The organism is Acinetobacter sp. TY1 (assembly GCF_048551395.1).
Classification (GTDB): domain Bacteria; phylum Pseudomonadota; class Gammaproteobacteria; order Pseudomonadales; family Moraxellaceae; genus Acinetobacter.
Genome location: NZ_JBLYZK010000024.1, coordinates 1 through 21,594, shown reverse-complemented (window position 1 = coordinate 21,594; position 21,594 = coordinate 1). Strand labels below are relative to the sequence as shown.

19 protein-coding genes and 1 riboswitch are annotated in these 21,594 nt (G+C 37.0%); of the genes, 12 read left to right on the top strand and 7 right to left on the bottom strand.

Annotated features, from left to right (window positions below; all coding sequences use genetic code 11):
• The first annotated feature begins 5 nt into the window (after nucleotides 1-5).
• From ACK2M2_RS12665 to ACK2M2_RS12655, 3 genes are all read left to right on the top strand, one after another.
• Nucleotides 6-2,030, top strand: coding sequence for an FAD-dependent oxidoreductase (locus ACK2M2_RS12665; protein WP_419348997.1), 2,025 nt, complete (start codon nucleotides 6-8; stop codon nucleotides 2,028-2,030).
• 189 nt (nucleotides 2,031-2,219) lie between these two features.
• Complete coding sequence (locus ACK2M2_RS12660) at nucleotides 2,220-2,627, top strand: nuclear transport factor 2 family protein (RefSeq protein ID WP_419348996.1); 408 nt, start codon at nucleotides 2,220-2,222, stop codon at nucleotides 2,625-2,627.
• Between the two features lie 106 nt (nucleotides 2,628-2,733).
• A complete protein-coding gene (locus ACK2M2_RS12655; protein ID WP_419348993.1) occupies nucleotides 2,734-3,846 on the top strand; it encodes a YheT family hydrolase in 1,113 nt (370 codons plus the stop codon).
• Between the two features lie 27 nt (nucleotides 3,847-3,873).
• Here the strand turns inward: ACK2M2_RS12655 and ACK2M2_RS12650 are convergent, their stop codons facing one another.
• Nucleotides 3,874-4,143, bottom strand: a complete 270-nt coding sequence (locus tag ACK2M2_RS12650; protein ID WP_419348990.1) for a hypothetical protein — start codon at nucleotides 4,141-4,143, stop codon at nucleotides 3,874-3,876.
• Between the two features lie 164 nt (nucleotides 4,144-4,307).
• Entirely contained in the window at nucleotides 4,308-4,787 is a 480-nt protein-coding gene (locus tag ACK2M2_RS12645) for an internalin (protein WP_419348987.1), read from the bottom strand.
• 227 nt (nucleotides 4,788-5,014) lie between these two features.
• On the opposite strand from ACK2M2_RS12645, the gene ACK2M2_RS12640 reads away from it, so the two are divergent.
• The 8 genes from ACK2M2_RS12640 to ACK2M2_RS12605 all read left to right on the top strand — a co-directional run bounded on the left by ACK2M2_RS12640 (nucleotide 5,015) and on the right by ACK2M2_RS12605 (nucleotide 14,866).
• A complete protein-coding gene (locus ACK2M2_RS12640) occupies nucleotides 5,015-6,655 on the top strand; it encodes a CTP synthase (RefSeq protein ID WP_419348985.1) in 1,641 nt (546 codons plus the stop codon).
• Nucleotides 6,656-6,684: 29 nt separating this feature from the next.
• On the top strand, nucleotides 6,685-7,542 hold the full coding sequence (gene kdsA, locus ACK2M2_RS12635; protein WP_409510175.1) for a 3-deoxy-8-phosphooctulonate synthase: 858 nt from the start codon (nucleotides 6,685-6,687) through the stop codon (nucleotides 7,540-7,542).
• 67 nt (nucleotides 7,543-7,609) lie between these two features.
• Nucleotides 7,610-8,899 carry a phosphopyruvate hydratase gene (eno, locus tag ACK2M2_RS12630; RefSeq protein ID WP_409510174.1) on the top strand — a complete coding sequence of 430 codons (1,290 nt, stop codon included), beginning with the start codon at nucleotides 7,610-7,612 and terminating at the stop codon, nucleotides 8,897-8,899.
• A gap of 516 nt (nucleotides 8,900-9,415) precedes the next feature.
• Entirely contained in the window at nucleotides 9,416-9,799 is a 384-nt protein-coding gene (locus ACK2M2_RS12625; protein WP_409510173.1) for a septum formation initiator family protein, read from the top strand.
• Nucleotides 9,768-10,493, top strand: coding sequence for a 2-C-methyl-D-erythritol 4-phosphate cytidylyltransferase (gene ispD / locus ACK2M2_RS12620; RefSeq protein WP_419348980.1), 726 nt, complete (start codon nucleotides 9,768-9,770; stop codon nucleotides 10,491-10,493). The genes ACK2M2_RS12625 and ispD overlap by 32 nt, the downstream gene beginning before the upstream one ends.
• Nucleotides 10,494-10,571: 78 nt before the next feature.
• Nucleotides 10,572-11,708 (top strand): rod shape-determining protein RodA, encoded by a 1,137-nt coding sequence (gene rodA, locus ACK2M2_RS12615; RefSeq protein ID WP_409510171.1) that lies wholly within the window; start codon nucleotides 10,572-10,574, stop codon nucleotides 11,706-11,708.
• Between the two features lie 280 nt (nucleotides 11,709-11,988).
• On the top strand, nucleotides 11,989-13,257 hold the full coding sequence (locus tag ACK2M2_RS12610) for a D-amino acid dehydrogenase (RefSeq protein ID WP_419348977.1): 1,269 nt from the start codon (nucleotides 11,989-11,991) through the stop codon (nucleotides 13,255-13,257).
• Nucleotides 13,258-13,361: 104 nt separating this feature from the next.
• A riboswitch (glycine riboswitch) is annotated at nucleotides 13,362-13,448 on the top strand.
• 164 nt (nucleotides 13,449-13,612) lie between these two features.
• Nucleotides 13,613-14,866, top strand: coding sequence for a D-amino acid dehydrogenase (locus ACK2M2_RS12605; RefSeq protein WP_419348974.1), 1,254 nt, complete (start codon nucleotides 13,613-13,615; stop codon nucleotides 14,864-14,866).
• Nucleotides 14,867-15,042: 176 nt separating this feature from the next.
• Here ACK2M2_RS12605 and ACK2M2_RS12600 read toward each other — a convergent pair whose 3' ends face one another.
• The 5 genes from ACK2M2_RS12600 to ACK2M2_RS12580 form a co-directional block, all read right to left on the bottom strand.
• The gene (locus ACK2M2_RS12600; RefSeq protein ID WP_409510168.1) at nucleotides 15,043-16,101 is read right to left on the bottom strand and encodes a hypothetical protein; all 1,059 of its coding nucleotides are present in this window, start codon (nucleotides 16,099-16,101) and stop codon (nucleotides 15,043-15,045) included.
• A gap of 190 nt (nucleotides 16,102-16,291) precedes the next feature.
• Entirely contained in the window at nucleotides 16,292-16,945 is a 654-nt protein-coding gene (gene nfsB, locus ACK2M2_RS12595; RefSeq protein WP_409510167.1) for an oxygen-insensitive NAD(P)H nitroreductase, read from the bottom strand.
• Between the two features lie 533 nt (nucleotides 16,946-17,478).
• On the bottom strand, nucleotides 17,479-17,898 hold the full coding sequence (locus ACK2M2_RS12590) for a hypothetical protein (RefSeq protein ID WP_419348970.1): 420 nt from the start codon (nucleotides 17,896-17,898) through the stop codon (nucleotides 17,479-17,481).
• 149 nt (nucleotides 17,899-18,047) lie between these two features.
• Entirely contained in the window at nucleotides 18,048-18,779 is a 732-nt protein-coding gene (locus tag ACK2M2_RS12585; protein WP_409510165.1) for a UDP-2,3-diacylglucosamine diphosphatase, read from the bottom strand.
• 114 nt (nucleotides 18,780-18,893) lie between these two features.
• A complete protein-coding gene (locus ACK2M2_RS12580) occupies nucleotides 18,894-19,403 on the bottom strand; it encodes a peptidylprolyl isomerase (RefSeq protein ID WP_409510164.1) in 510 nt (169 codons plus the stop codon).
• 167 nt (nucleotides 19,404-19,570) lie between these two features.
• Between ACK2M2_RS12580 and ACK2M2_RS12575 the strand changes: the two genes are divergently transcribed.
• Complete coding sequence (locus tag ACK2M2_RS12575) at nucleotides 19,571-21,292, top strand: glutamine--tRNA ligase/YqeY domain fusion protein (RefSeq protein WP_419348967.1); 1,722 nt, start codon at nucleotides 19,571-19,573, stop codon at nucleotides 21,290-21,292.
• Nucleotides 21,293-21,594: the final 302 nt, after the last annotated feature.

Here is a 21,594-nt window from a genome sequence, read left to right as displayed (position 1 = left end):
CATACATGTCTAACTATCCACATTTACTCGCACCCTTAGATTTGGGTTTTACCACATTAAAAAATCGTGTATTGATGGGATCAATGCATGTTGGTCTTGAAGAAGTGGATGGTGGTTATGAACGCATGGCTGCCTTTTATGCAGAGCGTGCTGCGGGAGGTGTAGGCTTAATCGTGACAGGTGGCATTTCACCGAATGATCATGGTGTAACATTCTTTGGCGGTTCTAAATTGGATCATTTAGAAGAAGCTGAGAAACATAAAGTGATTACTCAAGCCGTGCATGAAGCAGGCGGAAAAATTGCTTTACAGATTTTGCATACAGGGCGCTATTCTTATCAGTCTGAAAATGTTGCACCATCGGCGATACAAGCACCGATCAATCCAACAAAACCGCATGCTTTAACATCAGCAGAAGTAGAACAGACGATTGTAGACTTTGCTCACTGTGCAAAATTGTCGCAAATTGCTGGTTATGATGGCGTGGAAATTATGGGGTCGGAAGGCTACTTAATTAACGAATTTATTGCTGCACGTACCAACCATCGTGATGATGAATGGGGCGGTAGCTACGAAAACCGTATCCGTTTTCCAATTGAAATCGTAAAACGTACCCGCCAAGAAGTGGGCGAAAACTTCATTATTATCTATCGTTTATCAATGTTGGATTTGGTTGAAGGTGGTTCTACACTTGAAGAAGTAATTCAACTTGCGAAGGAAATTGAAAAAGCAGGCGCAACCATTATTAACACGGGTATTGGCTGGCATGAAGCACGTATTCCGACCATTGCAACAAAAGTACCACGTGCAGCATTTACATGGGTGACTAAGAAATTAAAAGGTATTGTGAATGTGCCTTTGATCACTTCAAACCGTATCAATACACCTGAAATGGCTGAACATGTATTGGCACAAGGTGATGCAGATATGATTTCAATGGCTCGTCCAATGCTGGCAGACTCACATTTTGTCATGAAAGCTGAACAAGGTCGTGCAGATGAAATTAATACCTGTATTGGTTGTAACCAAGCCTGCTTAGATCATATTTTCTCAATGAAAATAGCAACATGCTTAGTCAATCCACGAGCATGTTATGAAACTGAACTGATTTTCAAAGATTCGGCAAAAGTTAAAAATATTGCGGTGATTGGAGCAGGTCCTGCGGGATTAAGTTTTGCGACTTATGCTGCGGATCGTGGTCATAAAGTTACACTGTTTGAAGCATCCAATCAGATTGGCGGTCAATTTAATATTGCTAAAACCATTCCGGGCAAAGAAGAATTCTATGAAACTTTACGTTATTTCAAACGTAAAATTGAATTGCAGCCGAACATTAAGCTCGTACTGAATCATACCGCAACTTATGAAGAACTCAGCTCTGAAAACTTCGATGACATCGTAGTGGCAACAGGTGTAACACCACGCCATTTAGATATAGAAGGTATTGATCATCCTAAGGTATTGTCTTATATCGAGGTTTTACGTGATCGTAAGCCTGTTGGTAAAAAAGTGGCAATTATTGGTGCAGGCGGTATTGGTTTTGATACAGCGGAATACTTATCGCATGAAGGCGAAAGTGGCAGTTTAAACCCACAGAAGTTTTATGATGAATGGGGTATTGATACATCTTATGCGAATGTAGGTGGTTTGAAACAACCTGAAGTTGAACAATCGCCACGTGAAATTTATTTATTACAACGTAAAGCCAACTCAGTTGGTGCTGGTTTGGGTAAAACCACAGGCTGGATTCACCGTACAGGTTTGAAACATCGTCATGTCAATATGATTCCAGGCGCAAGTTACAACAAAATTGATGATCAAGGCTTACATATTACGGTTGGCGATAAAACCATGCTTTTAGAGGTCGATAATGTTGTGATTTGTGCAGGACAAGAACCTTTCACTGCAATGTTCAATCAGTTACAGGCTGATGGGAAGTCTGTACATTTGATTGGTGGTGCGAAAGAAGCAGGTGAGTTGGATGCCAAGCGTGCAATTCGTCAGGGCGCTGAATTGGCAATGGTGATTTAGTCGTTACTTTTTATATAGATGAAAGTTTTAATTTATTGAAATACATCTAACTTAATTCAAAGAAATCCCCCCAATCTCCCTTTTAAAGCGAGGAGTATTACGAATCTAATGATTTGTAACAACGTAGATTTTGCCCTCTTTAAAAAAAGGGGGGGAGATTATTTTTAAAAATTTTAAAAGGACATTAAGATGAGCTATATAAATACGAAACCTGCCATTCAAAAATGGCACGATATGATTGCAACACGAGATATGAGTATTCTGAGTGAATTACTTGCAGATGATGTGGTGTTCCGTTCACCTGTTGCATTTAAGCCTTATGAAGGTAAGCAAGTCGTTTTCTTTATTTTAAATAATGTTATTCAGGTCTTTGAAAACTTTACATATCACCGAGAGTTTTTCACCGAAGATCAACAAAGTGTAGTACTTGAATTCTCAGCTGTGGTTTCGGAAAAACAACTGAAAGGTATTGATATGATTCGCTTTAATGAGCAAGGTCAAATTGTTGAATTTGAAGTGATGATTCGTTCACTCAGTGGTTTACAAGCCCTTGCAGCTCAAATGGGTGAGCGTATTAAGTTGTTTCAACCAGCTTAGTATATAAATCGAATTAAAAATTGAAAATTATGCAGTTTCAGGATTCAGTGATGTTCGCATCACTGAATCTATTTTATTTTAAATATGTTAATGCTTAGGAAATTTGATGTCTATTTTGAAGAAAATCCGTTTGAAAAAACCCAATTTAAACAATGTTCGTCAGCTGACACAAAATGTACTTGATCAACTGACGGGTGCAGAACAGCCTAAAATGTATTTTAATCCAGAAGGTGAATTGACAGAAGTTTTACAAAAGTTGCCACAATTACAGCAAAAGTACCGTCCGACACCGTGGTTGAGTAATGCCCATGCACATTTATTATATTTTGATTTAATTCAGAAAAAAACGATTCAACTTCAATATGATCGAATGGATCAATTGACCATGCACGATGGTGGTGTAACTGCTATTTCATGGTATGGCTATGATTTACCTAAAGATACACCAACTATTGTAATCATGCATACCATCACAGGCTCACCGACCAGTATGCGTGAATTGGTTAAAGATTTAAATGAATATACGGGATGGCGTATTGCACTGTGCTTGCGCCGTGGCCATGCAAATTTACCCATGCCTGTACCAAAAATGTCGATTTTTGGCTCAACGGAAGATTTAAAAGAACAACTTGAATATATTCAAAAAAAATTCCAACAGTCTGATCTCTATGCTGTCGGTTCTTCTGCAGGGACAGGTTTATTGGTGCGTTATTTAGGTGAGCAGGGAGCAGATACTCCTTTTAAAGCTGCATTTGCGATGTGTCCAGGTTATGACACAGATATTGGCTTTGAAAATGTTCATCCTTTTTATAGCAAAGTTATGACTAAAAAATTATTCAAGGCTTTTATTCAGCCTTATACGCAAACTTGGCAACAAGTTAAATCTGTAAAAAATGTTTTAAAAACCAAAACACTGCAAGAGTTCCAGTATAAATATTATGAAATGGCGGGTTATGCCAATTATCAAAGCTATAATCAGGCCGTCAATCCTATTTATGTATTTGAAAATGTGACCATTCCATTGATGGTTCTCAATGCTGAAGATGATCCAGTCTGTTCAATTAAGAACTTTGAACCTTTTAAATCCGTGGTACAACAAATGCCAAATGTGGTTGTGGTCACCACGAAAAAGGGCAGTCATTGTGGTTTTTATGAAGGCTTACAGAGTAAATCGTGGGCATCTCGTTTAATTGCCGATTTTTTAAAACAATATTGCTAATTATAGATGTAAGTGCTTGTGAAATTATTAGCGTTTGGTTTCACAAGTTATTTTATATTTTTCAATCAATTGTTTTAAAATTTTTAAATCATCTTCGAAAATTACAGTATTGCCATACGCATAAATTTGATGGTCAATATTTTGAGTTTGATAGTGTTGAAAGCGTTGTAATTCGTTTAAATAGTCACAAGCTGTATAGTTGAGGCTCACTAGATTTTCAGAAGTAATAAAATTAAGTAATGATGATTTATATTTGCTAGATATGCTCATTTGAGCTTTAGATTTTGCTTCAAACACATCCTCATTTTTCTCGAAAGAATTTGCAAATGTAGGGTATGAAGTAAGTAAAAGCGTAAAATAAAATAAGATTTTATAAAAGTACTTCATTTAAATTATTGTTCTTAGTTGTAAAAGATAAAAATGTGAACTCAGTAAAATATCTGAGTTCACATTTTTCAGCATTAATTTTTCAAAGCAGGTGTTGCTGCTGCAATTGCTGCTGCAACTGCATCATCTTCAGACTGTGCAGTTGCAGTATTTGTTTTTACAGGTGCTTTTGGTTCATTCTGAACTTTTTGCTCGTTTGGCTGAGATTCAGCTTTTACAGATTCGGCTTTTGCAGGTTTTGTAGCAGGAGGTGGAGTCGTTGATTCTGTTGTGCGACGAATTTCTGTTGTTGTATGTGCAGTTTCAGTACGCTCAATTTCAACATGCGGTGCAGCAGGTACATCTGTTGTATTTGTTGTTTGAGTATTTACTTGCTCAGGATTTTGAGTTTCAGAACTTTCGAGGTTCTCAAACTGAGCAGGTTGTTCTGCGACTGTTGCTGTTGAAGCGGCTGTTTGCTCAGTAGATTCGTTCTTCGGCTCTTCTTTTTTTACACAAGCCGTAATTAAAATTGCAGTGGCAATTGCCCCGCAAACTAAAAATTTCTTATTCATAATTGCTCGAAACAAAACATCATATTGGGTGAAGTAAGTATAACAGCAAAATCAAAGATAAAAATCATCTGTTGAAGTGTTAATTTTTTATTGGAAATGCTGATAGAATAGCCGATTGTGTATTGTTCTATGAATTGGTGTGAATTGACTTTGCTTTCTTGGTGCAAGGTAAAGTAAAATCGCACAACATTGTAGGCCAATTTAGGCTCCATTGTATGAGAAACTTAATGACCCATTTTATTTTCGTTACCGGTGGTGTTGTATCCTCACTGGGTAAAGGTATTTCAGCTGCTTCAGTTGCTGCACTTTTAGAAGCCCGTGGTTTAAAAGTCACCATGGTCAAAATGGATCCATACATTAATGTCGATCCTGGGACGATGAGCCCATTCCAGCACGGTGAAGTCTTTGTAACAGAAGATGGTGCTGAAACTGACCTTGACTTGGGTTATTACGAGCGTTTCTTACGCCGTGCTAAAATGACCAAGTTAAATAATTTTACTTCTGGTCGAGTGTACCAAGACGTTCTAAATAACGAACGCCGTGGGGATTACTTAGGCGGAACAGTACAAGTTATTCCACATATTACGGATAATATTAAAGAACGTGTTCTTCGCGCAGGTGAAGGCTATGACGTTGCCATCGTAGAAATCGGTGGTACTGTCGGTGACATCGAATCTCTCCCATTCATGGAATCGGTACGTCAACTTATGGTTGAACTGGGTCATAAGCGTACAATGCTCATGCACTTGACGCTTTTACCATACATCAAATCTGCTGCAGAATTGAAAACAAAACCGACTCAGCATTCTGTAAAAGAATTACTGTCTATTGGTATTCAGCCAGATATTCTGATTTGTCGTACAGAATATGATGTTGATGCAGATACCATTCGTAAAATTGCATTGTTTACTAACGTAGAAGCACGTGCAGTTGTCGTATGTAAAGATGCACGTTCAATCTATCAAATTCCACGTACATTCTATGAACAGAATGTTGATGATTTGATTTGTGAGCGTTTTGGCTATAACGATCTTCCTGAAGCTGATTTAACAGATTGGGATAACGTTGTAGAAGCATTGCTTAACCCTGAATATACCGTTCGTGTTGCAATGGTCGGTAAATATGTTGAACTTCCAGATGCGTATAAGTCTGTAAATGAAGCACTTTTACATGCAGGTATTCAAAACCGCGTTAAAGTTGAAATTGATTATGTCAATGCAGAAGAACTTGAAAGCTTAAATGAAGCTGAAGTGTTGAAAAATGCTGATGCAATTTTAGTTCCAGGTGGTTTCGGTGAACGTGGTACTGAAGGTAAAATGAAAGCCATTCAGTTCGCTCGTGAAAATGGTGTGCCATTTTTAGGTATTTGTTTGGGTATGCAATTGGCTGTGATTGAATATGCACGCCATGTTGTCGGTATTGCAGATGCGACATCTACAGAATTTAATCGATCAACTAAATCGCCATTAATTGGTTTGATCACTGAATGGTTAGATGAACGTGGTGAAGTACAACAACGTAATGCTGATTCTAACCTTGGCGGTACAATGCGTCTAGGTGCTCAAAAATCTGAATTGGTTGCTGGAACAAAAACAGCTCAAGTGTACGGTTCTGAAGATATCATTGAACGTCACCGTCATCGTTATGAGATGAACAACCGTTATATTCCAGTGCTTGAAGAAAAAGGCATGAAAATTTCAGGTTATTCACCAATTCAACGCTTAGTGGAAACTGTTGAAATTCCTGCACATCCATGGTTTGTTGCTGTACAATTCCACCCAGAATTTACAAGTTCACCACGTGATGGTCATCCATTATTTGCTAGCTTTATTGATGCTGCTAAAAAACAGCACCAAAACAGTAAATAAGTGTGCAAGAACATAACTAGGAAGTTTAAATGTCACAATTAAAACCACAGGAAATTGTACGTTTAGGCGATATACAAATGGCAAATCATTTGCCATTTGTACTATTCGGCGGCATGAATGTACTTGAGTCAAAAGACTTAGCATTTGAAATTGCAGAATCGTATGTCGATATCTGTACGCGATTAGGTATCCCTTACGTTTTTAAAGCAAGTTTTGATAAGGCAAACCGTTCAAGCCTACATTCTTACCGTGGTCCAGGTTTAGAGAAAGGTTTGGAATGGCTTGCGGACATTAAAAAGCATTTTAATGTGCCGATTATTACAGATGTGCATGAACCTTATCAGGCGGCACCTGTGGCGGAAGTGGCAGACATTATTCAGCTTCCTGCTTTTTTAAGTCGTCAGACCGATTTGGTTGAAGCGATGGCGAAAACAGATGCCATTATTAACATCAAAAAAGCACAATTTCTTGCACCGCATGAAATGCGTCATATTTTGAATAAGTGTCTTGAAGCGGGTAATGATAAGTTGATTTTGTGTGAGCGTGGCTCAGCATTTGGCTACAACAATCTTGTAGTTGATATGCTTGGTTTTGATACCATGAAAGAAATGAATGTGCCAGTATTCTTTGATGTGACACATGCTTTGCAAACACCGGGTGGTCGTGAAGATTCTGCTGGTGGTCGTCGTGCGCAAATTACTACACTTGCTCGTGCAGGTATGGCTACAGGTATTGCAGGTTTATTTTTGGAAGGGCATCCTGATCCTGAAAAGGCGAAGTGTGATGGTCCATGCGCATTGCGTATGTCGCAGTTGGAACCATTCCTTGCACAATTGAAAGAATTAGATACCTTGGTAAAAGGCTTTAAAAAGCTCGATACCCACTAAATTATGTTTACTTTGATGCGTCATTTTTAGTGGCGCATCGTTTTATTAATCAACTGAGGAATTGTTCATGAGTCAAATCGTTGACATTCGTGCACGTGAAATTTTAGACTCTCGTGGTAACCCAACCATCGAAGCAGACGTAATCTTAGAATCTGGCGTTGTTGGCCGTGCATGTGCACCATCTGGTGCTTCAACTGGTTCTCGTGAAGCTTTGGAACTTCGTGACGGTGATAAATCACGTTACTTAGGTAAAGGCGTTAAAACAGCTGTAAACAATGTAAACACACTTATTCGTGATGCTTTAATTGGTAAATCAGTATTTGAGCAAAAAGACATCGACAATACGATGATCGCTCTTGATGGTACTGAAAATAAAGAAAAATTAGGTGCGAACGCAACTTTAGCGGTGTCTTTAGCTGCTGCACGTGCTGCTGCTGAGGAAAAGAAAACTCCACTTTTCCAATACATTGCAGACTTACGTGGTCAATCAATCTTGACTATGCCTGTACCAATGATGAACATCATCAACGGTGGTTCACATGCAGACAATAACGTAGATATTCAAGAGTTTATGATTGAGCCAGTAGGCTTTACATCATTCTCTGAAGCTTTGCGTGCAGGCGCAGAAATTTTCCATTCTTTAAAATCAGTATTAAACAAAAAAGGTTTAAATACTGCTGTTGGTGATGAAGGTGGTTTTGCACCAAACCTTCGTTCTAACGAAGAAGCAATTACGGTTATTCTTGAAGCTATTGGTCAAACAGGCTACAAAGCAGGTTCTGATATTATGCTTGCGCTTGACTGTGCATCTTCAGAATTCTACAAAAATGGTCAATATATTCTTGCAGGTGAAGGTAATAAAGCATTCACAAGCAATCAATTCTCTGACTATTTAGCAGGTCTTGTAAATCAATATCCAATTATTTCTATCGAAGATGGTTTGGATGAGTCGGATTGGGAAGGTTGGTCATACTTAACTTCAATTCTTGGCGACAAAATTCAGTTGGTTGGTGATGATTTATTTGTTACTAATCCTAAAATTCTACAACGTGGTATTAATGAGAAAGTAGGTAACTCTATTCTTATTAAATATAACCAAATTGGTACGTTGACTGAAACTTTAGATGCAATCTATCTTGCGAAGGCAAATGGTTACTCTACTGTTATTTCACACCGTTCAGGTGAAACAGAAGATTCTACGATTGCAGATCTTGCTGTTGGTACTGCTGCTGGTCAAATCAAGACAGGTTCATTGTGCCGTTCTGATCGTGTTGCAAAATATAACCAATTACTTCGTATTGAAGAATTAACAAATGCTGCTTACCGTGGCAAAGCGGAATTTAAAGGTTTAAATTAATTTTTATAAATTGATTTAGCTTTAAAAAACCACTCCCTTGTTTGAGGTGAGTGGTTTTTTATACTCACTATTAGAGCGTGAGAGGATTGTTTAATGAAAATGTGTAATGTATACTCACATTTTGTGATTAATCTCATATGAACTTGGTTGTAGTGATGTGTATCGGAATTACATGAGACTTCCACAAAAGATTTAAGCCGATTAATTTTAAGTGAATTTCTATCGGTTTTCGGTCACTTGAGGAGTAATGATATTATTTATTCGTAAGACTTTAGAGGGCATTGAATAATACTGAATTTGAATTTTTGTGACTATTTTTTTGGAATATTTTATAGGATTGAAAATATTCAAATATCTATGCTTTAATATATTTACAGACAAACAAAGCATCGTATATAAATATCAAAAAAGTTTTGTTCAACTTTTGCAGTTTTACCACAGTAAAACGTTCTCCACACAAAATATTTAAGGTATATTAGTACCTTAATTTAATGCTGTTACATAAGACAAAAATTCATGTTAGAAGTCTTTAAAACTACTTCAAGTAAAGTCATTCTGATAGTTGCAGTTCTGATCACTATTGTACTTCAGTATCACTTTTGGTTAGGTGAGGGCGGTTATTTTCCTCATCAAGCTTTACTTCAGCAAGTGAAACAACAATCTGAGGTCAATGATGAACTCAAAGAGAGAAACAGAATTCTCGCTGCAGAAGTGTATGATTTAAAAAATGGTGCAGAAGCGATTGAAGAGCATGCTCGTTTGGATTTAGGTCTGATTAAGCCCCATGAAACATTTGTACAAATGAGTACCATTAGTACCCATTACAAACCTATTTATTCTGATAATACTGACGTAGATCTAAGAACCAATGAAGATGAGCTTCCACCTGAACAACCGTAAATTATGGGCGGTGATTCCTGCTGCGGGTTCAGGTAGCCGCTTTTCAAAAACAGAATTAAAACAATATCAAGTGATTGGAGGGAAAACAATCCTTGAGCATACGATTTCTCGTTTGGCACAATTGCCTTTAGCTGGTTATGTTTTGGCGATTGGTGCTGATGATCACTTTGCTGCAACACTTTCTTTTAATCAGCCTGAAAAGGCACATTTTTGTCAGGGTGGAAAAGAACGTGTTCATTCAGTCTTGAATGCTTTGCACTATTTAAAAGCTTTTGCTGCGCCGGATGATTTGATTTTTGTTCATGATGCTGCACGTCCTTGCGTCACATTGGAGTGTCTGGAAAATTTGGTTGAAACAGCATTAGTTGAAAACTGTAGCGCTATTTTAGCCATTCCTGTCCGAGATACATTAAAACGTGTACATTCATCATCACAACAAATTGAGCACACAGTCAATCGTGAACAGTTATGGCAAGCACAAACACCACAAATATCGACCTTTGCAATATTGACACAAGCCATTGAGCAAGCCATTTATGCTGACATTGTCATTACAGATGAAGCGAGTGCACTTGAATATATGAGTGAAAAAGTGAAAGTAGTTGCAGGTCGTTCCGACAATTTGAAAATAACCTATCCAGATGATTTAGAGTTAGCAAAACTCATTTTAGCTGTGCAACAAAAAGTTAAATAATTCACCATTACACTATGTTTTCACTTCTGATTTAACTCTATAATTTCGCATTCGAATGACAAAGTAAAAGATGTATAAATGATACCTACTCAGCAGTATCGTTTTTTAAGACGATCTTTGCGTGATGGACGCAGTCTTAATGAACAAACCTCCCGATGGGATAAATTGCATCTCGATCCATGGTTGCTGTTGTTTTTGATTGTTAATGCGGCGCTTGGTTTGCTAATGGTTTATAGCGCATCCAATGAAGATATGTCGATGGTGATGCGCCAAGGCATTAGCTTTGCTGTGGGTTTTGCCCTGATGTTTGCTTGTGCACAAGTTCCGCCTAAGGTCTATCAGGCAGTGAGCCCTTGGTTTTATTTTATTGCTATTTTATTGCTCATTTTGGTTCTATTGGTCGGTGACGTCCGCTTGGGTGCAAAACGTTGGTTGACTATTCCAGGTATTGGCAGTATGCAACCGAGTGAGTTTATGAAGTTTGCCATGCCTTTGATGATGGCTTGGTATTTCTCTCGTCAACCGCTGCCGCCTAAATTTAAGCATATTGTTGTTGCATTGATTATCATGGTCGTACCATTTGTTTTGGCATTACTGCAACCTGACCTTGCGATTGGGATTATCATTGGCGGTATTTTTGCACTATTCCTCAGTGGAATGTCATGGAAACTGATTGGTGGAGCAATGGCTGCTTTAGCAGTATCATTTCCGATTATCTGGACATTTGTACTCCAAGCTTATCAAAAGAAACGTATTTTGACTTTATTCGATCCTGAATCAGATGCATTGGGTGCAGGTTGGAATATTATTCAGTCTAAAATTGCTATTGGCTCAGGTGGTATTTTTGGTAAAGGCTTTTTAGGGGGGACGCAGTCACAATTGGGCTATCTACCTGAACATCATACAGACTTTATTATGTCAACCTTTGCTGAAGAGTTTGGATTTATTGGGGTATTTTTCCTCTTTAGTTTATATGCAGCCATTATTTTTCGTTGCATGATGATTAGCTTGAACTGCTTTCATAATTATGGTCGACTTCTAGCAGGAACCATTGGTCTATCATTATTCTTCTTTGTTTTTGTCAATTCGGGAATGGTTGCAGGGATTCTACCTGTCACGGGTGATCCATTGCCACTGATGAGTTATGGTGGTACCGCTGTAATTGCATTGCTTGCAAGTTTCGGCATAGTAATGTCGATTCATACCCATAAATAAAATAATAATATTTAAAATATTAAAAAGGATAATTCTAAAAATGAATTATCCTTTTTTTATGCCGTTTAGATACATTATTTTTATAGAAAATCACAGCAGACTTTGAGTGTAGTTCAGATGTATCTCAGTTGTGATGCTTTGTACTTTGATGATTTAAGCGCTTGAAAAGTCATTTTTTTCGTCATACATTAAATTAACTATAAATAAATTTATTAAAATTCATGCTATTTATTTATATATTAAAAGCTCATTATCACGATAACAATTAGGTTGAATTATTATGCATATTGTCATTCTCGGAGCTGGTGTTATTGGTACAACCTCAGCTTATTATCTTAGACAAGCTGGACATGAGGTAACCGTCATTGACCGACAGCCGAATGTTGCACTCGAAACCAGTTTTGCTAATGCAGGGCAAATATCACCGGGTTATGCATCACCATGGGCAGCACCAGGTATTCCACTAAAAGCTTTTAAATGGATGTTTCAACCACACTCACCTTTAGCAATTAAACTCACGGGTGATATGTATCAATATCAGTGGATGATTCGTATGTTGGCGGAATGTAATAGCAATCGTTATCACATCAATAAAGAACGAATGGTACGTTTGTCTGAATATAGCCGTGATTGTTTAGATGAGTTACGTGCAGAAACGGGTATTCATTTCGATGAACGTCAGTTGGGAACGCTGCAATTATTTCGTAAACAAGAGCAACTTGATGTTGCAGGTAAAGACACAGAAGTCTTAAAAGAAGAAGGTGTACCTTATGAGTTGTTGGATAAGCAAGGTGTGATTGGTGTGGAACCTGCACTTGCAGAGGCGACAGTCGATTTTGTTGGGGGGCTTAGATTGCCTAATGATCAAACGGGAGATTGTCAAAAATTCACCACAGAACTTGCTGAATTGGCGATTAATCAAGGTGTAGACTTTTTATTTAACACGGTGATTGAAAGTATTGAAAAAGATGCCGATCAAATTTCTGCAATTGTGCTCCGTGATGGTTCGAAAATTAAAGGTGATGCTTATGTAATGGCATTGGGTAGTTATAGTCATGATATGTTGCAATATTTAGATATTGAAGCGCCAGTATATCCACTAAAAGGCTATTCAATTACCACCAAAATTATTGATCCTGCAATGTCGCCTGTATCTACGATTTTGGATGAGTCTTATAAAATTGCAGTGACCCGTTTTGATGATCGTATTCGTGTTGGAGGAATGGCAGAGTTAAATGGTTTTGATCGTTCTTTGAAATCGAGTCGTGAAAATACCTTGTTGATGGTGTTACAGCAATTATTTCCGAAAGCAAGCGATGTATCCGATGCACATTTTTGGACAGGCTTAAGACCTGCTACACCTGATGGTACGCCTATTGTTGGTAAGACCAAGTATAAAAACTTATATACCAATACAGGACATGGCACTTTAGGTTGGACGATGTCATGTGGTTCTGCAAAATTACTCTCTGATATTATTTCGGGTAAAACACCTCAAATTGAATACGATGATTTGAACGTATTCCGTTATGATTCGGTGAAGCATTGATGCTTATGCGACTTTAGTCGAGTCAGTTGTATTTACCATGGGATAGTATTTGATCTATGGATGAAAATGGCATATACATTGCTTATAAGGATATGTAATAAAAATAGATGATTGCAGGAGAGAAGTCTTTTAGACTCGCCGAAGGAGCAACGACCCCGGAAACTCTCAGGCAAAAGGACTGTAATCATTGAAAAACTCTGGAGAGAAGTTGCTGTCAATTAAAAAAACAAGTAACTCACCGAAGGGGATGGTAAATTTCTGAATAATTTGGTTATTTATCGAAGCTCTCAGGTACAAATGACAGATGGGGCATACATTGAAAATGCAAAATCATGCATTTCAAAGGAGTGTGCGTATGTGTCATATCGTAATTATTGGTTCAGGGATCACTGGCGTAACTTCTGCCTACGAACTTTCTCAACTGGGTTATAAAGTAACTGTTATAGATAAGCATTTATTCCCTGCAATGGAAACCTCATTTGCCAATGGTGGGCAACTTTCAGCTTGTAATGCCGAAGTATGGAATCAAAAATCCACAGTACTGAAAGGTATAAAGTGGATGGCAAATAAAAATGCACCACTTTTGCTCAATCCTTCTTTCGACTTGCACAAATATGCATGGTTAGTCGAATTTCTCGGTAATATTAAGCATTATGAATCGAATACCCAAGATACTGTAAAAATGGCATTGTTGGCACGACAACGATTATTCAATATTGCAGAACAAGAAGGTATTGATTTTGATCTCGAAAAACGTGGGATTTTACATTTTTACCATTCTGAATATGATTATAAAATTGCGACTGATGTGAATAATCTTTTATGTAAAGGTGGATTAGAGCGTCATGCAGTAACATCCGAAGAAATTAAAAAAATCGAGCCATCATTAACAGGTGAATATTACGGTGGTTTTTACTGTCCTGGTGATGCGACAGGTGATATTCATAAATTTACCACAGGACTTGCCAAAGCCACTGAGAAATACGGTGTGAAGTATCTTTTTGGTATGGAAGTGGTCAATGTCGAACACACAGCAAATGGAGTGAATATTCAATATCATCCAAGCATTGAAAATGTCGTAGGTGCTGATGGGCAATCTGTCACACTCGAAAGCTTACAAGCCGATGCGGTAGTGGTATGCGGTGGTGTCGGAAGCTATCACTTGGCGAATCAATTGGGTGATCGAGTCAATGTCTATCCTGTAAAAGGTTATTCAATTACGGTACAACTTGATGATGAAAAAAGTGTTAATGGTGCACCGTGGGTCAGTCTGCTCGATGAGAGTGCAAAAATTGTCACTTCACGTTTGGGAGCCGACCGCTTACGTATTGCAGGAACAGCGGAGTTTAATGGCTATAACCGTGACATTCGTTCAGATCGCATTCAGCCTTTAACCGATTGGGTCAATAAAAACTTCGATATTTCAACTGAACATTGTGTGCCTTGGGCAGGACTTCGTCCAATGATGCCGAATATGATGCCTGTGGTCAGACGAGGAAAACGTGAGCGTGTTTATTATAATACTGGACATGGTCATTTGGGTTGGACATTGTCTGCTGCTACTGCGGTAATGATTAGTCAAGAAATTGCCACAGCGCACCCTGTGTAAATTTCAAATTCACTTTCAGTACATCAGCATGAATTAATTTTATGCTGATGATTTTAACCTTTGTAAAGATTATAACCTTCAAATTTTTTATTGATTTACATATCTTTCTATATTTCAATCTTTTTTTGAATTGTGGTCTGAGTGGGTGCAAAATTTACATTATGTCGTTCTAAATACTACTTTATGCTTTTGCATTGTTTAGGGTGTTGTTTTTGATCGTTTAAATAATCTTGCGTATATTGATTCAGCCATTGTTTAAATGTTGTATTTTCTCGAATACGATCAAAAATCTTATTTTTTTTAAACTCTTCAGGTTTAATGGTTTCAGCGGTATCAAAATTTAATTGTCGTAGATATTGAAGCGCTTTTTCAGGTTGATTGTAAAGTGCATAAATTTTGGCATGAAAATTTAGATCACGTTGCGGTGTTGTTGATAAATTGTCAAAATAGAGTTTAAAAATAGTTTCTTTATTTTGATCTAAAAAATCTTGTGCCTTTTGTGGATCTTGTTGATATAAATACTGATAGTGGAGTTGTACTAAAACAATAAAATTACCACCTTCATAAACTTCTTCTGAATATTCTAAGTATTCATTCAAGGGTTCTTGCAGTATTTGGGCAATCTTTAACTGCTGGGAGGGTTCAATATTTTCTTGGCTAAAGGTAATTTGTAATTCACTCAAAATATCGTAATACGCCCGACGATTTTTAGGTGTGGATGAATCTTGTTCATACAATAGCGTTGCATAGTGACGTGCTTTTTTCAGATCATTTATGCTTAATTTAGAATGTGGGTCATCACGTTCAAAGGTTGATTGTCGAGCGTAAAAAATGGCTAAATTATATAGTAGATTATTGTAATCACTAGAGTTTGCTTCTAATAACCTGAGATAAGACTGTTCTGCTTGATTGCTTTGTATTTGTGATAATGCAGGGCAACCTTGCTGTGATAAATATTCGGCATAGGCTGCATGTAAATTGGCAGAATTGGTATAAAAAGCAGCTTCTTTTTGATTGAAACTTTTTTTATGTGATAGTTGAATCATTTGTGAATGTACAGATTGAAAACCATCTAAAACCTTTTGCTCATTATTGAGAGTAATTGTTTGAGGGTTGATAAATTGCTGACTTAACTGTGCAAATTTTTGGTATTTATGCTGATTGATCCAAGAGGTACAGCCTGAAAGTGAAAGTGTTAAAATCAAAATAGAGCCGATAATATTATTATTTTTCATTCTGTATTTCACTTTAGATTAGCACTTAAAAATACGATGAGAATGTTCAATCCGTTTGTGATTGATACATAATTATCATAAAAACAACAGAGGTTTTAAGCAAGGGGGGAATTGTACAATCAGAATATTTTAAAATGAGAACAAAAAATAAGAAATCTTTCGTTCCCAGTATTTTTATATTTTCAAAATTTTAAAGACGTGTGAAGATTTCTTCTTTATTCAAACGAGATTTAGGCAGTTTAGCATTGAAATCTGCATCACTACGATAACCCAAAGTCATAATTACAGATGGAATTAAACCTTTTGCAATCAGGTCTAATTCTTCAGTAATGATGTCTTCATCAAAACCGCCAATCGGTGTGGCATCAATACCTTCAATTCCTGCTGCTAGCAGCATTTGTCCTAAAGCAATAAAGGTTTGATTCTCTGCCCAACGCTGAATATCACCTTTTTCATTACGATAATAATCGACATAACCTGTACGACCATCTTTTTGCCCCTGCTTGGCTGTGGCATCTTTAAAACGGCCGCTTTTATCATCTTGATTCAATAAGTTATCTAAATGATCTTCGGTAATATCAGCTTTAGTGCAAAACAAAATAGTATGTGAAGAATCCAATACTTTGGGAGCATTATAGGCATATTTACCCACCAATGATTTTGCAATACGTTGCTTAGCCGCATCATTTTCAATAATAAAAAAATGCCAAGGTTGAATATTGATGGATGATGGTGCTAAGCGAAGGATTTCAAGTAGGCGTTCAAATTGTTCTTGCGGGATTCTTTTTGAAGCATCATAGGCTTTTGTGGTATAGCGATTTTTTGATACGGTTAATACATCCATGCGACACTCTTATATCGAAAATTTTCGATATTATAAACTGAATTTGAATAAATTAGATCAACCGAATCGTAAATAAACGTGAAAATGATCATTCTTAGAAAGCTCTGTATAAAAAGCAGAACCTGAAGGATGACGAACAATATAATTTCCTAATGTGTCCTTAGCAAATATGTTTATGGTTTAACTTTGATACCAATCTAATGAAATTTGTTTCCAATAATAGTTCTTTGAAGCTTGATGAGGATATATCTTTGAACGACTATTTCAAAACCGTTCGCCAAATTTTTATAAATATTTTTATGATCAAGTTTGTTTATGGTTCTCTGAACAGCCTCATTTAAATAATTTACTGACATTTTAACCTTTTAAATGATGACATAATATCCAAAAGTTGTAATGAGTATTACAGTAGATTAAATGTGCAAACATTTGTTTATTTTAAATTGCAAAACTACTTATTTTACTTCGATTATGAAAAGACTCCTAAACTTTGTTCAAGAGCCAAATTTCTGAAACGCAATAATGATTATAAATTAATAAGCATAATTTAAATCGGTATATTTATCTAAAGACATTGCAACATGGTTGTTAATGAATTCACGAATGTCTTGTGGAGTCATTGCTTGACCTTGTTTTGTAATGACATGCTCAGCAGGTGCTTGACCTTCTGCTGTAATACGATAAACAAAATTACGTGCGATACTGTAGTTTGAATTATTTAAAACAATACTTGTGGTATAAATATAGCGATGTTCAAAGTTAAGATCGGTATTCGAAAAGATAAATTGTTCGAAGAGTTTAAGTGCAGCGCCTTCTTCGATCGCCTGAATTTCATCAATAATCGTTTTGTCTAAATGAATGTCGTAGCGTTCGGAAATCGCTTGTCCATCTATTAGTAAGGATACTTTGTCATTTTCATGGTGATTGACAGTAATATTGCTAAAATTAGACATTAGAAAATTCACACTCATAAATTATTCAATAAATGATAGCAAAAAATGTAGATAAACCGTGAGAAAGTCGTATGAAGCCTGAACAATTACGCCATTAACAACAGGATTGAATTAATTGAGAAAATTAAAAAATGCCAAAAAATTTTCGATTAAACAATTTTCCATTGAATTAGCTGATAATTTGCATTTCTATCCACTTCTAAAATCATCGCTTCAGAGGTTTTTTCACGCCAATCACCTAAGACAATTCTAGGTTTTCCATTTACATCGTGAATCATTGGTTTATGCGTATGCCCATGAATAAGGACATCAACTTGGCTTAAAGCCTTTTCAACAGCTTGTTGATTCACATCCATGATTTCATAGGTTTTATTTTGCTGAGAAGCATGGCTTTTTTTACGAAAACCATTAGCCAATTTTTGTCTAAAAGAAAGTGGTGTGCTTTTTAAAATACCCAAAAGAATTGGATTGCGAATGATTTTTCTAAACCTTTGATAAGATACGTCATCGGTACACAATGCATCGCCGTGTTCAATTCTAAATTTTTTATTGGCAATGTTCAGTGTAAATTCATCAGGTAATAATTGACCATTAAACTGATTTAAGAATTTTTGTCCTAAAGCAAAATCACGATTTCCAACTTGAAAATAAACTTTATTTCCTGCTTGGGTAAATTGTTTTAAATGTTCGACGATTTCAGAAAGCCATGGGGCAGTATAGTCATCACCAATCCATGCATTAAACCAATCACCGAGAATATAAAGTTGGGTTGGTTTTGTGAAATTATTATCTTTATATTGTTCAAGCAAATCTAAAAACCCCCGAACGAGTCGAGGGTGATCAGGTGATAAATGTAAATCAGCGATAAACAGATGGGTCACTTATTGTCCTTTATTAAAATCTCCCTAAGTCCCTTTTTACGAAAGAGGGACTTTTCTTCCTTTTATAAATTGGAAGTTCCTCCCTTTATCAAAGGGAGGTTAGGAGGGATTCTATTACTCAGAAATAATCTTAGCAGATTCAATCACAACGTTTTCTAAAGGAACGTCAGCATGATAACCACGGTTACCTGTACGAACGCCTTTAATTTCGTTGACGATGTCTAGACCTTCAGTCACTTTACCAAATACTGCATAACCCCAACCCTGAGCAGTTTTGCCTGAGTGGTTAAGGAAACCGTTATTGCCAACGTTAATGAAGAATTGAGCAGAAGCAGAGTGAGGCGCTTGAGTACGTGCCATTGCAATTGTACCCAAATCATTGGTTAAGCCATTATCAGCTTCGTTTTCAATAGAATCACGTGTTGATTTTTCTTTGAAGTTTTCGTCCATGCCACCGCCTTGGATCATGAAACCATCAATAACACGGTGAAAAATAACGCCATCATAAAAACCATCACGAACGTATTCTAAGAAGTTAGCAACAGTTTTAGGTGCTTTTTCAGAATTTAGTTCAAGGACAATACGTCCTTTATTGGTGTTTAATTCGACTTGAGGAAAACTCATTCTATAATCTCCTGATCATGACTGAAAAAGCCATGGGTTTTTGGTTGAGAGAAGCATAAGCAAACTGTAAACTACAAGGCAAGCAAAAATGCAGATTTCTTTTGTCTATAGATTCAGAAATGCATTTTTATTATCCTATTTTATCTTAAAGAAGTGATTTATCAACTATGAAGCCAAATGATGTTGTTTCAGACCTGCCAAAGAACCCGACAACCAATACCGCACCTGTCGATGCTGCGCAGCAAGAACAACAGGCAGGCTTGGACTTTATTCGTCAGGTAATCACTGAAGATATTGGTGCAGGACGCGTATCATCTGTGGTGACACGTTTTCCACCAGAGCCGAATGGTTATCTACATATTGGTCACGTAAAAGCTATCTGCCTGAATTTTGGTATTGCAGATGAGTTTCAAGGTTTATGTAACCTTCGTTTTGACGATACTAACCCTGATGCAGAAGAACAGGAATATGTTGATGGTATTGCCAACGATGTAAAATGGTTAGGTTTTGAGTGGGAAGGTGAGCCACGCTATGCATCAAGCTATTTTGATCAATTACATGCTTGGGCAATCCAATTGATTAAACAAGGTGATGCTTATGTCGATTTACAATCTGCAGAAGAAATTCGTTTAAACCGCGGTAATTTTGTTGAACTCGGTAAAAACTCTCCATATCGTGATACCTCGGTTGAAGAAAACCTTGAACGTTTTGAAAAAATGAACAATGGTGGCTTTGGTGAAGGTCAAGCGGTATTGCGTGCCAAAGTGGATATGGCATCACCAAACGTTCATATGCGTGATCCCATTTTGTATCGTGTACTCCATTCTGAACATCACCAAACAGGTGATAAATGGAAAATGTACCCGATGTACGATTATGCGCATCCATTATCAGATGCGATTGAAGGTATTACACACTCGCTCTGTACGTTAGAATTCCAAGATCACCGTCCGTTCTATGATTGGATCGTGGAAAAAGTTAAATCGCCTACAGTTCCACATCAATATGAGTCTAGTCGTTTAAATATTGATTACACGATTACCTCTAAACGTAAATTACGTAAATTGGTAGAAGGTGGTCATGTTAATGGATGGGATGACCCACGTATGCCAACAGTTGTTGGTATGCGCCGCCGTGGCTTTACTCCTGAAGGTTTACGTGATTTCTGTAAACGTGTTGGCGTATCGAAAACAGATGGTATTGTTGATGTAGCTATGCTTGAGTTCTGTATTCGTCAATCTCTTGAAAATACTGCAGCACGTGGTATGGCGGTTTTAAACCCACTGAAAGTAACATTAACGAACTTACCTGAAGCGATGGACTTGGTTCATGCTCGTCATCCAAATGTTGATATGGGGGATCGAGTTATTCCCTTGACTTCAGAAATTTATATTGATCGTAAAGATTTTGAAGAAGTAGCACCAAAGGGTTTTAAACGTTTGATTCCTGAGGGTGAAGTGCGTTTACGTCATGCTTATGTTATTAAATGCGATGAAGTGATCAAAGATGCCAATGGTGACGTAGTTGAGTTGAAATGCTCAATTGATCCTGAAACTTTAGGTAAAAATCCTGAAGGGCGTAAGGTGAAAGGCGTTGTGCATTGGGTTTCTGCGACAAAGGGTCTTCCTGCGGAAGTTCGTATTTATGATCGTTTGTTCACTGAAGCAGCGCCTGATGCAGATGATGATTTTCTTACTCATTTAAATTCTGATTCATTACAAATTGTTCAAGCTATCATTGAGCCTGCTTTGGCACAAGCGCAACCTGAAGATCGTTTCCAATTTGAACGTGAAGGTTATTTTGTGGCAGATCAATATGATCATACGAGTGACAAGCCTGTGTTTAACCGTATCTTAGATTTAAAAGATAGTTTTAAACCGGGTAAATAATCTGAGTTTTAATTTGATTCAGTTTTAAAATTAATAAAAAACCTCATTCTTGGATGGGGTTTTTTTATATTTAGTCGTTAGTATGCAGTAGGTTGATAAATAGCCTAAGCAGATTGTTGTGTTTATTCAATCAAAATATTTACATTAAGTTACATTTGAAAAATCTATTAAATCAGTGAATGGATATTATTTTTTTTGTTCTTGTTTTTTAAGCATAATATAGGCTGATGTGTGCTGAAAAAACAGGAGGTTTTAACTTGGTAAACTAAACACACTCATCAGGAGTTTACCATGAGCAAGAA

Bases quoted from the DNA above. Each gene is read 5' to 3' on its own strand.
- ispD (WP_419348980.1), top strand. From the start codon at position 9,768: ATGAAGATGAGCTTCCACCTGAACAACCGTAAATTATGGGCGGTGATT.
- nfsB (WP_409510167.1), bottom strand. From the start codon at position 16,945: ATGGATGTATTAACCGTATCAAAAAATCGCTATACCACAAAAGCCTAT.
- ACK2M2_RS12655 (WP_419348993.1), top strand. From the start codon at position 2,734: ATGTCTATTTTGAAGAAAATCCGTTTGAAAAAACCCAATTTAAACAAT.
- ACK2M2_RS12575 (WP_419348967.1), top strand. From the start codon at position 19,571: ATGAAGCCAAATGATGTTGTTTCAGACCTGCCAAAGAACCCGACAACC.
- ACK2M2_RS12665 (WP_419348997.1), top strand. From the start codon at position 6: ATGTCTAACTATCCACATTTACTCGCACCCTTAGATTTGGGTTTTACC.
- ACK2M2_RS12610 (WP_419348977.1), top strand. From the start codon at position 11,989: ATGCATATTGTCATTCTCGGAGCTGGTGTTATTGGTACAACCTCAGCT.
- ACK2M2_RS12640 (WP_419348985.1), top strand. From the start codon at position 5,015: ATGACCCATTTTATTTTCGTTACCGGTGGTGTTGTATCCTCACTGGGT.
- ACK2M2_RS12625 (WP_409510173.1), top strand. From the start codon at position 9,416: ATGTTAGAAGTCTTTAAAACTACTTCAAGTAAAGTCATTCTGATAGTT.
- ACK2M2_RS12590 (WP_419348970.1), bottom strand. From the start codon at position 17,898: ATGTCTAATTTTAGCAATATTACTGTCAATCACCATGAAAATGACAAA.
- ACK2M2_RS12600 (WP_409510168.1), bottom strand. From the start codon at position 16,101: ATGAAAAATAATAATATTATCGGCTCTATTTTGATTTTAACACTTTCA.
- eno (WP_409510174.1), top strand. From the start codon at position 7,610: ATGAGTCAAATCGTTGACATTCGTGCACGTGAAATTTTAGACTCTCGT.
- ACK2M2_RS12660 (WP_419348996.1), top strand. From the start codon at position 2,220: ATGAGCTATATAAATACGAAACCTGCCATTCAAAAATGGCACGATATG.
- ACK2M2_RS12580 (WP_409510164.1), bottom strand. From the start codon at position 19,403: ATGAGTTTTCCTCAAGTCGAATTAAACACCAATAAAGGACGTATTGTC.
- kdsA (WP_409510175.1), top strand. From the start codon at position 6,685: ATGTCACAATTAAAACCACAGGAAATTGTACGTTTAGGCGATATACAA.
- rodA (WP_409510171.1), top strand. From the start codon at position 10,572: ATGATACCTACTCAGCAGTATCGTTTTTTAAGACGATCTTTGCGTGAT.
- ACK2M2_RS12645 (WP_419348987.1), bottom strand. From the start codon at position 4,787: ATGAATAAGAAATTTTTAGTTTGCGGGGCAATTGCCACTGCAATTTTA.
- ACK2M2_RS12605 (WP_419348974.1), top strand. From the start codon at position 13,613: ATGTGTCATATCGTAATTATTGGTTCAGGGATCACTGGCGTAACTTCT.